This is a genomic window from Pseudomonas tehranensis, from assembly GCF_014268615.1.
Classification (GTDB): domain Bacteria; phylum Pseudomonadota; class Gammaproteobacteria; order Pseudomonadales; family Pseudomonadaceae; genus Aquipseudomonas; species Aquipseudomonas tehranensis.
Window position 1 is genome coordinate 1 of the sequence record NZ_JABWQV010000034.1, and the last position, 13,367, is coordinate 13,367.

10 protein-coding genes are annotated in these 13,367 nt (G+C 59.8%); 7 read left to right on the forward strand and 3 right to left on the reverse strand.

From position 1 onward, the window contains the following. The first annotated feature begins 103 nt into the window (after positions 1-103). On the forward strand, positions 104-1,246 hold the full coding sequence (pdxB, locus tag HU811_RS08965; protein WP_186655356.1) for a 4-phosphoerythronate dehydrogenase PdxB: 1,143 nt from the start codon (positions 104-106) through the stop codon (positions 1,244-1,246). 242 nt (positions 1,247-1,488) lie between these two features. Here pdxB and HU811_RS08970 read toward each other — a convergent pair whose 3' ends face one another. Next, the gene (locus tag HU811_RS08970; protein ID WP_092403097.1) at positions 1,489-1,668 is read right to left on the reverse strand and encodes a PA1571 family protein; all 180 of its coding nucleotides are present in this window, start codon (positions 1,666-1,668) and stop codon (positions 1,489-1,491) included. 259 nt (positions 1,669-1,927) lie between these two features. On the opposite strand from HU811_RS08970, the gene HU811_RS08975 reads away from it, so the two are divergent. Together HU811_RS08975 and HU811_RS08980 are read left to right on the forward strand one after the other, a co-directional pair. Beyond that, on the forward strand, positions 1,928-3,697 hold the full coding sequence (locus HU811_RS08975) for an ABC transporter transmembrane domain-containing protein (RefSeq protein WP_092403099.1): 1,770 nt from the start codon (positions 1,928-1,930) through the stop codon (positions 3,695-3,697). A 40-nt stretch (positions 3,698-3,737) separates the two neighbouring features. Beyond that, a complete protein-coding gene (locus HU811_RS08980) occupies positions 3,738-4,049 on the forward strand; it encodes a Fic family protein (RefSeq protein ID WP_177193396.1) in 312 nt (103 codons plus the stop codon). 215 nt (positions 4,050-4,264) lie between these two features. Here the strand turns inward: HU811_RS08980 and HU811_RS08985 are convergent, their stop codons facing one another. Then, on the reverse strand, positions 4,265-6,193 hold the full coding sequence (locus HU811_RS08985) for a transglycosylase SLT domain-containing protein (protein WP_092459085.1): 1,929 nt from the start codon (positions 6,191-6,193) through the stop codon (positions 4,265-4,267). A gap of 213 nt (positions 6,194-6,406) precedes the next feature. Here HU811_RS08985 and HU811_RS08990 point away from each other — a divergent pair, with 213 nt between their 5' ends. Further along, positions 6,407-8,326, forward strand: coding sequence for an ATP-binding cassette domain-containing protein (locus HU811_RS08990; protein ID WP_186655359.1), 1,920 nt, complete (start codon positions 6,407-6,409; stop codon positions 8,324-8,326). Positions 8,327-8,400: 74 nt separating this feature from the next. On the opposite strand, the gene HU811_RS08995 is transcribed toward HU811_RS08990, so the two are convergent. Beyond that, complete coding sequence (locus HU811_RS08995; RefSeq protein ID WP_047227202.1) at positions 8,401-8,841, reverse strand: universal stress protein; 441 nt, start codon at positions 8,839-8,841, stop codon at positions 8,401-8,403. A gap of 110 nt (positions 8,842-8,951) precedes the next feature. Between HU811_RS08995 and HU811_RS09000 the strand changes: the two genes are divergently transcribed. The 3 genes from HU811_RS09000 to fadA all read left to right on the forward strand — a co-directional run bounded on the left by HU811_RS09000 (position 8,952) and on the right by fadA (position 13,360). Next, positions 8,952-9,389 carry a hypothetical protein gene (locus HU811_RS09000; RefSeq protein WP_092403109.1) on the forward strand — a complete coding sequence of 146 codons (438 nt, stop codon included), beginning with the start codon at positions 8,952-8,954 and terminating at the stop codon, positions 9,387-9,389. Between the two features lie 617 nt (positions 9,390-10,006). Continuing rightward, the gene (gene fadB / locus HU811_RS09005; RefSeq protein WP_186655362.1) at positions 10,007-12,154 is read left to right on the forward strand and encodes a fatty acid oxidation complex subunit alpha FadB; all 2,148 of its coding nucleotides are present in this window, start codon (positions 10,007-10,009) and stop codon (positions 12,152-12,154) included. Positions 12,155-12,184: 30 nt separating this feature from the next. Continuing rightward, complete coding sequence (gene fadA / locus HU811_RS09010) at positions 12,185-13,360, forward strand: acetyl-CoA C-acyltransferase FadA (protein ID WP_025212747.1); 1,176 nt, start codon at positions 12,185-12,187, stop codon at positions 13,358-13,360. Positions 13,361-13,367 lie beyond the last annotated feature (7 nt).

Sequence of the window (13,367 nt, forward strand, 5' to 3'; positions counted from 1 at the left end):
GCCCAACGGGGATAAATCCCCTCGCCACAACATCATTCGCTTCGGGTAATGCACAGGCCTAACGGAACGCCTACACTGCCCGTCCCGCCAAAGGAGCTCTGCCATGCTGATCGTCGCCGACGAAAATATTCCCCTGCTCGATGCGTTTTTCCAAGGTTTCGGTGAAATCCGCCGGGTCCCGGGGCGGGGCATCGACCGGGGGATGGTCGAGCAGGCCGATGTGTTGCTGGTGCGCTCCGTCACCCAGGTCAATCGCACGCTGCTGGAAGGCAGCAAGGTGCGTTTCGTCGGCACCTGCACCATCGGCACCGATCACCTGGATCTGGATTATTTCACCGAGGCCGGTATTCGCTGGGCCAGCGCTCCGGGCTGTAACGCCCGTGGCGTGGTGGACTACGTGCTGGGCAGTCTGATGACCCTGGCTGAAATCGAAGGCGCGAACCTCAAGCAGCGTACCTTTGGCGTGGTCGGTGCCGGGCAGGTGGGCGGGCGGTTGATTGAGGTGCTCAAGGGCCTGGGTTGGACGGTGAAAGTCTGCGACCCACCCCGTCAGGCTGCCGAAGGCGGCGATTATGTGAGTCTGGAGCAGATCATCGAACAGTGCGATGTGATCAGCCTGCACACACCGTTGACTCGCGACGGCGCGCAACCGACCTGGCACCTGTTCGATGAGCAACGTCTGCGCCGGCTCCAGCCCGGTACCTGGCTGATCAATGCGGCCCGTGGACCGGTGATCGACAACACAGCGCTGCGCGAGGTGTTGCTGGAGCGCGAAGACCTGCAAGCGGTGCTGGATGTCTGGGAGCATGAGCCGACTGTCGATGCGGATCTGGCTGACCTGTGTGTGATCGCCACCCCGCACATTGCCGGCTACAGCCTCGATGGTCGCCAGCGTGGTACGGCGCAGATCTACGAATCCTTGTGCGCATTCCTCGAGCAACCGGTTGCGGTCCGGTTGAGCGATCTGCTGCCCCGACCATGGCTGGGTGGCATCACGCTGGACGCTGAGACGGATCCTGCCTGGGCACTGGCGATGCTGTGCCGTGGCGTGTACGACCCACGCCGCGACGATGCGGATTTTCGTCGCAGTCTGGTGGGAACCGTCAGCGAACAACGCAGCGCTTTCGATGCCCTGCGCAAGCATTATCCGCCGCGTCGGGAAATCGACGGCTTGAAGGTTCGCATCGAGGGGCAGTCGCCGGCGTTGCAACAGATCGTGAGCGCTCTGGGCGCCACCACCCTTTAATCGTCTTGTGGCGAGGGAGCTTGCTCCCGCTCGGCTGCGCTGTGTAGGAGCTGTCGAGCGAAGCGAGGCTGCGATCTTTCCAAAGCAGTTGAGTATCAAGCGAAAGATCAAAAGATCGCAGCCTTCGGCAGCTCCTACACAGCGCAGTCCAGCGGGAGCAAGAGCCAACCCTCAAGAGTCCGCAGAGGCTGCGGGCATAAAAAACCCGACATCAAGGTCGGGTTCAATGAAGACGGGCTGTATCACTTTTGTTCGGCAGGTTTGACCAGTCGCTTTTCCAGCTCGCTGCAGGCTTTCTGGATCATGTCTTCAGTGATCGGTACTTCGCGTCCATCTTCATCGATGATCGAACAGCCCAGAGACTGGTCCGGTTGCGTGCGGATCACTTGAATCTTGTCGTCGCTGCTGTGTTGCAAGGACATGGCCTGTCTCCTCATCAGGTTGTGTGCCTATTTTAGTGTCGCCAGGTGACCGAGCCATGACACTCCTTGTAGGTTCATGGCGACAGCTCCACTCAATCAGAAACGCAGTCGCGTTTCCAGCCAGACTTTAGACCGATAACATCTAGCCTCTAGTCGTTACGGTCATATTTAACCTGACTCATTCTGATTCAACCAAGTTCCGCTGCGCCTCGGTGCCGTCGGACGGTCCATTTCCTGCTGCATTATCGGGTGCTTTCTGATGCTCTCTTCCCAACAACGCCGTGCCATACGCCTGGCCAGTGGCTTCATTGCGCCCTATCGCAAGCAGGTGGCGGGCGCCTTGCTGGCGCTTATCGTCACCGCTGGTATCACCTTGTCCATGGGACAGGGCATCCGGTTGCTGGTGGACCAGGGTTTCATGACGCGCTCCCCGCACCTGCTCAATCAGTCCATTGGCCTGTTCATGGTGCTTGTGGTGGGATTGGCGATCGGCACTTTTTCCCGTTTCTACCTGGTGTCCTGGATTGGCGAGCGAGTGGTGGCCGATATCCGCCGGCAGGTCTTCAACCATCTGGTGTATCTGCACCCGGGCTTTTACGAAAACAACCGCAGCTCGGAAATCCAGTCGCGCCTGACCGCCGATACGACCTTGTTGCAGTCAGTGATCGGCTCGTCGTTGTCGCTATTTTTGCGCAACGCCTTGATGGTGGTCGGCGGCATTGTGTTGTTGTTCATCACCAACCCCAAACTCACCAGTATCGTGGTGATTGCCCTGCCGTTGGTCTTGGCGCCGATCCTGATATTCGGGCGGCGAGTGCGCAGCCTGTCGCGCCAGAGTCAGGACCGCATTGCCGATGTCGGCAGCTACGTCTCCGAGACGCTCGGCCAGATCAAAACCGTGCAGGCCTACAACCATCAGGTCCAGGATGAACGACGCTTTGCCGTGACCGTGGAGCAGGCCTTCGACACCGCCCGCAAGCGCATCGCCCAGCGGGCCTGGCTGATCACACTGGTGATCGTGCTGGTGCTGGGGGCGGTGGGGGTGATGCTCTGGGTCGGGGGCATGGACGTCATCGCCGGGCGGATTTCCGGTGGTGAGCTGGCGGCGTTTGTGTTCTACAGCCTGATCGTCGGCAGCGCCTTCGGCACCCTGAGCGAAGTCATCGGAGAGTTGCAACGAGCGGCCGGCGCGGCTGAGCGCATCGCCGAATTGCTACGTTCGGAAAATATCATCCAGCCGCCGGTTTCTGGCCTGATGACCTTGCCTGAGCGGGTACGGGGTGATCTGCGTCTCGAAGGCGTGCGCTTCTCTTATCCTTCCCGGCCGGACAGCTATGCGGTCGACGGCCTGGACCTGAGCGTCCAGGCTGGCGAGACCCTGGCCTTGGTCGGGCCGTCCGGTGCCGGAAAATCTACGGTGTATGACCTGCTGCTGCGTTTCTACGACCCTGCGCAAGGGCAGATCCTCATTGACGATGTACCGCTGACCCAACTTGATCCGCTGGACCTGCGTCGTCATTTCGCCCTGGTTTCGCAGAACCCGGCTCTGTTTTTCGGCACGGTTGAAGAGAACATCCGCTACGGCAACCCCGAGGCGACGGCCGAGCAGGTGCGCGAAGCCGCGCAGATCGCCCACGCCCACGATTTCATCGAAAAAATGCCGGAGGGTTACCAGACCCACCTGGGTGACGGCGGTCTGGGGTTATCCGGCGGTCAACGCCAACGCCTGGCCATCGCCCGGGCGCTGTTGGTGGACGCACCGATCCTGCTATTGGACGAAGCTACCAGCGCCCTCGACGCGCAAAGCGAACACTTGATCCAGCAAGCGCTGCCCAGCCTGATGAAAAATCGCACCACCCTGGTCATCGCCCACCGCCTGGCCACAGTGAAAAATGCCGATCGGATCGCAGTGATGGACCAGGGCAAGGTGGTTGCCGTGGGCACCCATCAGGAACTGGTCGCCAGTAATGCCCTGTATGCAAGGCTGGCGGCGTTGCAGTTCAATCAGCAAGGCGAGCCTGCTCAATGAATGCGATCGTTTGGCTGAGGCGACACCTTTTGTGGAGTTCATGCTGCAAGCACTGTGTGTGGCCCTCGGGGAAGCCATTCGTAACGAACCACTGACCGACCCAGTAACCGACCCAGTAACCGACCAAGTAGCACGGCTGCTTCTGGCGTTGCGTGGCGGCGCTTCACTTAAGATCAGTGAGTTGATGGGGCAGTTGGGACTGGCACACAAGGCCACTTTCAGGGGGAACTATCTCAAGCCGGCATTAGCCGCCGGCTTGGTCGAAATGACTGACCCCGAATCCCCCAACAGCCCAGCACAGCGGTATCGCCTTACTCAGTCGGGTAAGCGGGCTTGCGTGCAGGTTGGTTGAATTCTGCCCGCACATAAGCACTGTGGGAGCGGGCTTGCTCGCGAAAGCGGTGTGTCAGCCGGCGATGATGCTGACTGATCCACTGCTTTCGCGAGCAAGCCCGCTCCCACAAGTCCCCGCAACCAACCAAAAAAATGCCCGCATCTTTCGATACGGGCATTTTTTGCTGTTCAGGAACAGCTTGCCGCTTGAGGCTTAACGCCTGTCGCTAACGCCTACTGATCATCAAAATACCGCTCATGCCAGTCCACCAGCGGTTGCGGCGAGTTGAGTTTCTGGCCGTAGATCACCGAGTACGACAACACGTTCTGCACGTATTGCCGGGTTTCGTCGAAGGGGATGCTTTCCACCCAGACATCGAAGCTCAGGTGGTCGGCACCGCGCAGCCACTGACGCACCCGACCGGGGCCGGCGTTGTAGGCGGCAGAGGCCAGGACGCGGTTGCCGTTGAACTGGCTGTGAACCTGGCTCAGGTACGCCGCGCCCAGCTGGATGTTTTTGTCCGGGTTCAGCACTTGCTTGGGCGAGGCCAGCGGGATGTTGAACTTGCGCGCGGTTTCCTTGGCGGTGGCCGGCATCAACTGCATCAGGCCGCTGGCGCCGACACCGGAGCGCGCATCTTCCATGAAGGCACTTTCCTGTCGAGTGATGGCGAACACCCAGCTTGAATGCAGGCCGCGCACCTTGGCTTCACGCACCAGGGTGTCGCGGTAGGCCATGGGGAAGCGGATATCCAGGTCGTCCCAATACTTGGCCTGGCTGATGGTGCGGATCGCCGGGAAGTACCATTTCAGGTCGTAGGCCAGTTTCGCCTGGGCGACCATCTCGTCCCGGTTGAAATGGCGAGTGACGTGATACCACTCGCGGCGACCGTCGACGATCTGACCTCGGGCATGAAACTCCAGAGCGCGACGAATACCCGGCGTGTTGCGCACTTTATTGATCAGCGCCTGGCTCATCACCAGCGGCTTGTTGTTAAGCGAGTAGGGCGATTGGGAGCGGTCGGCGGCCAGGAAACCATAGAAGTCCCGCTCACGGGCCAGATGCTTGTAAAGCGTCAGTGCCTCGGGATTTTGTGGCTGCGCCAGTTCCAGGCTACGGGCCTGCCAGTAACGCCAGCGACTGGTGCTGGCCAGCGTCTCGGGCAGGCGACGGGTCAACTCATAGGCGTCGTCCCACCGGGCCAGGCGCAACAGCAGGCGCAAGCGCCATTCCGAGACGGTATCGTCGCGCAGTTCCGGGTCATATTTTGTCATCACACCCAGGGCGCGGCTGTCGAAGCGTTTGGCCAGGGTCAGGCCTATTTCCCGGGCGATGGCTACTTTTTCGTTCTTGGAAAAGTGCATGGAGCTGGCGTAGCCGTCCAGCAGCGCCATGGCTTTCTCTGGATCCTGGCGAGCAAGGCGCCGCAAGCCGAGGCTGACGATATCGGCCATCGGCTCATCGGCCGGGCTGAAGCGCGATGGTTGATTGAGCAGTTCCGGTTTTTGCGCCACGTCCAGCAGCAGTTGGCCGCGAGGGGCAAGGGTAGTCAGGCCGCTGATCAGGCTTTTGGCCAGTGGATAATTGCGGGCCTGGGCGGCCAGTTTGGCGCGCTCCCAGCGCTTCTGCTCAGTCAGCTGACCCTGGGTCGCCCACAGGCCGAACAGCGCATCGCACGCGGCCGGTTGGGATTTGCCGGTGAGCCAAAGCTTTTCGGTGTTGGCGTAACCTTCGGCCTTGAGACCATGACTGAGCTGATATTGGGCGTTGAGACAGTCCAGTTCGGTGAAGTTGAGCTTGGAGTCGTAGTACTTGACGAAGGTCGCCCAATCGCCACGGTCGGCCAGCCAGCGCAACCAGCGCAATTTCATCCAGTTGGCCTGGGGCAGGTCGCCATGCTCGGCGAGAAATTTCTCGATTTCGGCATTGCTGGCGCTCTTGAGGCGAGCGGTCAGTTCGTCGTAGGCCAGGTAGGGTTCCAGCGGGTAATCACGCAGGGCCTGGCTGTAGCGAAAATAGGGGCCGGAATCACCTTTGGCCAAGGCGCGCTTGGCTTCATCGTAATACTGACGCTGGGTGGAAATATCCACCGCCTCGGCGGTTTGAACGGCAGTGGCACATACAAACAAGCAAGATAAAACACTGAAAAGGCGACTGCGCATGATACGTCCGGGCAGAAAAAACATGACAAGCCCAAGGTTTGACCCAGGGTAACTGTCTGTAGCTTAGCCTTTTGCCAGCAATGGGCGAAAGCTTTGCGGGGGCATCCGCACAAGTTCGCAACATTTGTTATGCAGAGTGCTTCAGTGGCGAAATTGGCGGACTTCTAGGGCCTCATCTCAGGTAGAATGCGCGCCCGGTTTTTGGAGAAGCTCATGACCCTGCTCAAATTCAGCGATGTGTCCCTTGCTTTCGGCGCTATGCCGTTGTTGGACAAGGTGTCCTGGCAGATCGCCCGTGGTGAGCGGGTGTGCATCATCGGCCGCAACGGCACTGGCAAGTCCAGCATGATGAAGCTGGTCAAGGGCGATCAGAAGCCCGATGACGGCTCGGTCTGGCGCGCACCAGGCCTGAAAATCGGCGAATTGCCCCAGGAACTGCCGGTGGCCGACGAGCGGACGGTGTTCGACGTGGTCGCCGAGGGTCTGGACGGTGTCGGCGCGTTGCTGGCCGAGTATCACCACCTGAGCCAGAACATCGTCACCGACGCTGATCTGGACAAGTTGATGCATGTGCAGCACGACCTCGAGGCCCGCGATGGCTGGCGCCTGCAGCAGTTGGTGGACAGCACCCTGAGCCGTCTGCAACTGCCGGCCGACAAGACCCTGGCCGAGTTGTCCGGTGGCTGGCGTCGCCGGGTGTTGTTGGCCCAGGCCCTGGTGTCCGAGCCGGACCTGCTGCTGCTCGACGAACCCACCAACCACCTGGACATCGGCGCCATCGCCTGGCTTGAAGAGGCCCTGAAGGATTTCCAGGGCGCGGTGCTGTTTATCACGCACGACCGTTCTTTCCTGCAAAACCTGGCGACCCGTATCCTCGAACTGGATCGCGGCGGCCTGATCGACTGGAACGGCGACTACGCCAGCTTCCTGGTGCACAAGGAAGCGGCGCTGGCGGCGGAAGAAACCGCGAACGCGCTGTTCGACAAGAAGCTGGCCCAGGAAGAAGTCTGGATTCGCCAGGGTATCAAGGCCCGTCGCACCCGCAACGAAGGCCGCGTACGGGCGCTCAAGGCACTGCGCATGGAACGCAGTGAGCGTCGCGAACGCACCGGCAAGGCCAATATTCAGCTGGATACCGCCGACAAGTCCGGCAAGCAGGTGATGGTTCTTGAGAACGTGAGTTTTGCGCACCCTGGCGGCCCGTTCCTGATCAAGGACTTTTCCATGGTGCTGCAGCGTGGTGACCGCATTGGCCTGCTGGGCGCCAACGGCACCGGCAAGACCACCTTGCTCAAGCTGATGCTCGGCGGCCTGGTACCGACCAATGGCAAGGTGGAGGAGGGCACGAAGATCGACGTCGCCTACTTCGACCAGTTGCGCCATCAGTTGGACCTTGAAAAAACCGTCATCGACAACGTTGCCGAAGGCCGCGATTTCATCGACATCGATGGCCAGAGCCGCCATGTGTTGAGCTATCTGGGCGACTTCCTGTTCAGCCCCCAGCGTGCCCGTACCCCGGTCAAGGCGCTGTCCGGCGGTGAACGTGCCCGTCTGCTGCTGGCCAAACTGTTCAGCAAACCGGCGAACCTGCTGGTGCTCGACGAACCGACCAACGACCTGGACGTGGAAACCCTCGAGTTGCTGGAAGAGGTGCTGCTGACCTTCAACGGCACTGTACTGATGGTCAGCCACGACCGGGCATTCCTCGACAACGTGGTCACCAGCACCTTGGTATTCGAAGGCGAAGGTCTGGTACGTGAATACGTTGGTGGTTATCAGGACTGGCTGCGCCAGGGCGGGTCGCCACGTCTGCTGGGCGTGACTGAGAGCAAGTCCGGCAAGGCCGACCTGAACTCGGCGGTGGTCAAGGCCGAGCCTGCTCCGGTGGCTGCCACAGCGGCCCCGGCCCCGGCGAAAAAGAAGCTCAGCTACAAGTTGCAGCGTGAGCTGGAAGCATTGCCGGGTGATATCGACGCGAAGGAACAGCAGATCGCAGCGGTGCAAGCTGAAATGGCCGAGGCCGGCTTCTATCAGCGACCTGCCGCCGAAACCGCCAAGGTGATCGCGCATCTGGAGCAGTTGCAGGCCGAGCTGGACGCATTGGTCGAACGCTGGGCTGAACTGGACGCTTGATCCACTGTTGTAAAGAATCCCGGTGCTCAACCTTGAGCGCCGGGATTTCTATTTGAAATACAATCCCTTAAAGGTTAAGTGCGCTTGACCAGATGCACGGCCAGCACGTCGCAAGGCGCGCCATGCAGCACATCGTTGGCTGTAGAGCCCAACAGCAGTGCCAGGCCATGACGACCATGGCTGCCCACGACGATCAGGTCGCAACCCTGTTCCTTGGCCAGGTGGTGGATCTCCTGGCGCGGCTGGCCGTAGGTCAGGTGGCTGTATTCCTTTTTCAGGGCAGGGTATTTCACGATCAGCCGGTCAAGGCGTTCCTTGGCTTGATCGAATTGTTGTTGTTGCAACTGGGAAAGGTCCATCGGCACATCACCACCGAAGGCCATGGCCATGGGTTCGACGATGTGAACCAGCGACAGTTTGGTGTCTCGACCTTCGCAAAGGGCCAGAGCACGCTTGACGACGGGATCACATTCTTCAGTGAGGTCGACGGCGACCAGGACGTGTTCGTAGTACATGGAAGGTACTCCAGAGAATTGCGATACGGTAAGTATGGCTGGTTTCAAGCGCATTGACGGCGACGTGGGTCAATCGTCAAAGGGCTCATCAGAATTCGGGGAGTACGAATATGACGGTCTGGATAGTGCTGTCAATCCTGTTGGTGGTATTAAGCCCCCTGGCATGGTTGCGCCCGTCCCGTGTTCAGAACGGTCGCATGGCGTTGCGCATGGAGGCGCGGCGCCTTGGCCTGGCCATGCAACTGGCGCGTCAGGAGTGGCCTCACTGGCTCGGGCAACAGGCGCCAAACCCCTGCGCCCAGTACCATCGGCCCCGACGGGGCAAGCAGCCGGCTATCTGGACCTACTGGCAAACCGCGCCGGGCGTATGGGTCAATCAGTGGCGCGAAGTCTGCCAGGATGAGTCGTTGCTCAATCATTTCGAAAAATTGCCAGCCAACGTCTACAAAATTGAAGCCGACGGGCAAATGATCGCCTTGTATTGGGGCGAGAAGGGTGAGGCGAGTGTTTTGCAGGAGATTTCCTCGGTGCTGAAGGCGCTGGCCTGAATCTCCTGGCCTGCATCCTCCGTAGGAGCTGTCGAGCGAAGCGAGGCTGCGATCTGTCCGCACTCGATTGAGTCTTAAGTGAAAATTAAAGATCGTCCGAACGCAGCCCGAGCCTTCGGCAGCTCCTACTGGCATAAAAAAGCCCGACAGTCTCATCGGGCGGGTTGGCCAGGCAGGCCGGTAATCGAAGTTGTTTGCGGGGCGTTCGTTCGAAACGTCCTTCTCCAAAGATTTAAAAGCGTTCCCGCCAGCTTAGCCGGTTGAGTCCGACGTGCATGGAATTAGGGCGACTTTTCTAAATATTGATTCTATGAATGGCCCTGTATGCAGCGCCGTGTTGCGGATCCGTGCGGTACGCAAATGACCGGGAAGTCGCGTTCAAGCCCCTGTTTAGGGCGATTGACAATTGTCGGAAATTCCGTGAAGGTGGCGTACCCAAATCAAACGGGCGTATGAATTGAGCGTTTGTATTTTCCGAACGTTCCTACAGAACCCCGACTATCGCGTTGACGGGTGTGCCTGGCGGATTGGCGTAGCATCGGCGGTAACGTCAATGCCGAACCAGCAGTCAGCGTTCAACGTGTACTGTTCAGCTTCCATATCGTGGAGATCAGTTGATGATTTACGAAGGTAAAGCCATCACGGTTAAGGCTCTTGAAAGTGGCATCGTCGAACTGAAGTTCGATCTCAAGGGTGAGTCCGTCAACAAGTTCAACCGTCTAACCCTGAATGAACTGCGTCAGGCCGTGGACACTATCAAGGCAGATGCTTCGATCAAGGGTGTGATCGTCAGCAGCGGCAAGGACGTCTTCATCGTCGGCGCCGACATCACCGAATTCGTCGATAACTTCAAGCTGCCCGATGCCGAACTGATCGCTGGCAACCTCGAAGCCAACCGTATTTTCAGCGACTTCGAAGACCTCAACGTACCGACCGTCGCGGCCATCAACGGCATCGCCCTGGGTGGCGGCCTCGAGATGTGCCTGGCAGCGGATTATCGCGTCATGTCCAGCACGGCCAAGATCGGCCTGCCGGAAGTCAAGCTGGGCATCTACCCAGGCTTTGGCGGTACCGTACGTCTGCCGCGCCTCATCGGTGCCGACAACGCCATCGAGTGGATTGCCGCCGGCAAGGAAAACCGTGCTGAAGACGCGCTGAAAGTCGGCGCCGTGGATGCCGTGGTCGAGCCTGGCAAACTCCAGGAAGCGGCCCTTGAAACGCTCAAGCGCGCCATCAGTGGCGAGTTCGACTACAAGGCCAAGCGCCAGCCGAAGCTGGAAAAGCTCAAGCTCAACGCCATCGAACAAATGATGGCTTTCGAAACCGCCAAGGGTTTCGTCGCCGGTCAAGCTGGCCCGAACTACCCGGCGCCGGTCGAAGCGATCAAGACCATCCAGAAAGCCGCGAACTTCGGTCGCGACAAGGCCCTGGAAGTCGAAGCCGCCGGCTTCGTCAAACTGGCCAAGACCTCGGCTGCACAAAGCCTGATCGGTCTGTTCCTCAATGACCAGGAACTGAAGAAAAAGGCCAAGGCCTACGACGAAATTGCCCGTGACGTGAAGCAGGCCGCCGTACTCGGCGCCGGTATCATGGGTGGCGGTATCGCCTACCAGTCGGCGTCCAAAGGCACGCCGATCCTGATGAAAGACATCAACGAACACGGTATCGAGCAAGGCCTGGCCGAGGCGGCCAAGCTGCTGGTTGGTCGCGTCGATAAAGGTCGCATGACCGCGGCGAAGATGGCCGAAGTGCTCAACGGCATTCGTCCAACCCTGTCCTACGGCGATTTCGGCCATGTCGACCTGGTGGTCGAAGCCGTTGTCGAGAACCCGAAGGTCAAGCAGGCGGTACTGGCTGAAGTCGAAGACAAGGTCAAAGAGGACACCATCCTCGCTTCGAACACCTCGACCATCTCCATCTCGCTGCTGGCCAAGGCCCTTAAGCGTCCGGAAAACTTCGTCGGCATGCACTTCTTCAACCCGGTGCACATGATGCCGCTGGTGGAAGTGATCCGTGGCGAGAAGTCCAGCGAACTGGCCGTTGCCACTACCGTCGCCTACGCCAAGAAAATGGGCAAGAACCCGATCGTCGTCAACGACTGCCCAGGCTTTTTGGTCAACCGCGTACTGTTCCCGTACTTCGGCGGTTTCGCCAAGCTGGTCAGCGCCGGTGTGGACTTTGTGCGCATCGACAAGATCATGGAAAAATTCGGCTGGCCAATGGGCCCGGCGTACCTGATGGACGTGGTCGGCATCGACACCGGCCACCATGGTCGTGACGTCATGGCTGAAGGCTTCCCGGACCGCATGAAAGACGACCGCCGGTCGGCCGTCGACGTGCTCTACGAAGCCAAGCGCCTGGGCCAGAAGAACGGCAAGGGTTTCTACGCCTACGAGACCGACAAGCGCGGCAAGCAGAAGAAAGTCGCCGATTCGTCGGTGCTGGAAGTGCTCAAGCCGATTGTCTACGAGCAGCGCGAAGTCACCGACGAAGACATCATCAACTGGATGATGATCCCGCTGTGCCTCGAAACCGTGCGTTGCCTGGAAGACGGCATTGTTGAAACCGCCGCCGAAGCTGACATGGGTCTGGTCTACGGTATCGGTTTCCCTCCATTCCGTGGCGGCGCGCTGCGCTACATCGATTCGATCGGTGTAGCCGAGTTCGTTGCCCTGGCAGACCAGTACGCTGATTTGGGCGCGCTGTACCACCCGACCGCGAAGCTGCGTGAAATGGCCAAGAATGGCCAGAGCTTCTTCGGTTAAGCGCCCAACGACTAGAGCGAGAGAACATTTATGAGCTTGAATCCTAGAGACGTCGTGATTGTCGACTTCGGTCGTACGCCGATGGGCCGCTCCAAGGGCGGCATGCACCGCAACACCCGCGCCGAAGACATGTCGGCGCACCTGATCAGCAAGCTGCTGGAACGTAACGTCAAGGTCGACCCCAACGAAGTCGAAGACGTGATCTGGGGCTGTGTGAACCAGACCCTGGAGCAGGGCTGGAACATTGCCCGCATGGCTTCGCTGATGACCCAGATCCCTCACACCGCGGCCGGCCAGACCGTCAGCCGTCTGTGCGGTTCGTCCATGAGCGCGCTGCATACCGCTGCTCAGGCAATCATGACCGGCAACGGTGATGTGTTCGTCGTCGGCGGTGTCGAGCACATGGGCCACGTAAGCATGATGCACGGCGTCGATCCGAACCCGCACATGTCGCTGTACGCGGCAAAAGCCTCGGGCATGATGGGCCTGACCGCGGAAATGCTCGGCAAAATGCACGGCATCACCCGCGAACAGCAGGACGCCTTTGGCGTGCGCTCCCACCAACTCGCCCACAAGGCGACCGTGGAAGGCAAGTTCAAGGACGAAATCATCCCGATGCAGGGCTACGACGAGAACGGTTTCCTGAAACTGTTCGACTACGACGAAACCATTCGTCCGGAAACCACCCTGGAAAGCCTGGCGGCCCTCAAGCCGGCCTTCAATCCAAAGGGCGGCACCGTGACTGCCGGTACTTCTTCGCAGATCACCGACGGTGCTTCGTGCATGATCGTGATGTCGGCCCAGCGTGCCCAGGACCTGGGCATCCAGCCGATGGCGGTGATTCGTTCGATGGCCGTGGCCGGTGTTGACCCGGCAATCATGGGCTATGGTCCAGTACCGGCGACGCAGAAAGCCTTGAAGCGTGCAGGTCTGAGCATTTCCGATATCGACTTCTTCGAGCTCAACGAAGCTTTCGCCGCACAGGCCCTGCCAGTGCTGAAAGATCTGAAAGTGCTCGACAAGATGAACGAGAAGGTTAACCTGCACGGCGGCGCGATCGCCCTGGGTCACCCGTTCGGTTGCTCCGGTGCGCGTATCTCCGGCACGCTGCTCAACGTCATGAAGCAGAACGGCGGCACCTTTGGGGTGTCCACTATGTGCATTGGTCTCGGCCAGGGCATCGCCACTGTCTTCGAACGCGTCTAAGCGTTAC

What these genes read in the sequence shown, in the direction of transcription:
- pdxB (WP_186655356.1), top strand. Translation starts at nt 104, where the DNA reads ATGCTGATCGTCGCCGACGAAAATATTCCCCTGCTCGATGCGTTTTTC.
- HU811_RS08970 (WP_092403097.1), bottom strand. Translation starts at nt 1,668, where the DNA reads ATGTCCTTGCAACACAGCAGCGACGACAAGATTCAAGTGATCCGCACG.
- HU811_RS08975 (WP_092403099.1), top strand. Translation starts at nt 1,928, where the DNA reads ATGCTCTCTTCCCAACAACGCCGTGCCATACGCCTGGCCAGTGGCTTC.
- HU811_RS08980 (WP_177193396.1), top strand. Translation starts at nt 3,738, where the DNA reads ATGCTGCAAGCACTGTGTGTGGCCCTCGGGGAAGCCATTCGTAACGAA.
- HU811_RS08985 (WP_092459085.1), bottom strand. Translation starts at nt 6,193, where the DNA reads ATGCGCAGTCGCCTTTTCAGTGTTTTATCTTGCTTGTTTGTATGTGCC.
- HU811_RS08990 (WP_186655359.1), top strand. Translation starts at nt 6,407, where the DNA reads ATGACCCTGCTCAAATTCAGCGATGTGTCCCTTGCTTTCGGCGCTATG.
- HU811_RS08995 (WP_047227202.1), bottom strand. Translation starts at nt 8,841, where the DNA reads ATGTACTACGAACACGTCCTGGTCGCCGTCGACCTCACTGAAGAATGT.
- HU811_RS09000 (WP_092403109.1), top strand. Translation starts at nt 8,952, where the DNA reads ATGACGGTCTGGATAGTGCTGTCAATCCTGTTGGTGGTATTAAGCCCC.
- fadB (WP_186655362.1), top strand. Translation starts at nt 10,007, where the DNA reads ATGATTTACGAAGGTAAAGCCATCACGGTTAAGGCTCTTGAAAGTGGC.
- fadA (WP_025212747.1), top strand. Translation starts at nt 12,185, where the DNA reads ATGAGCTTGAATCCTAGAGACGTCGTGATTGTCGACTTCGGTCGTACG.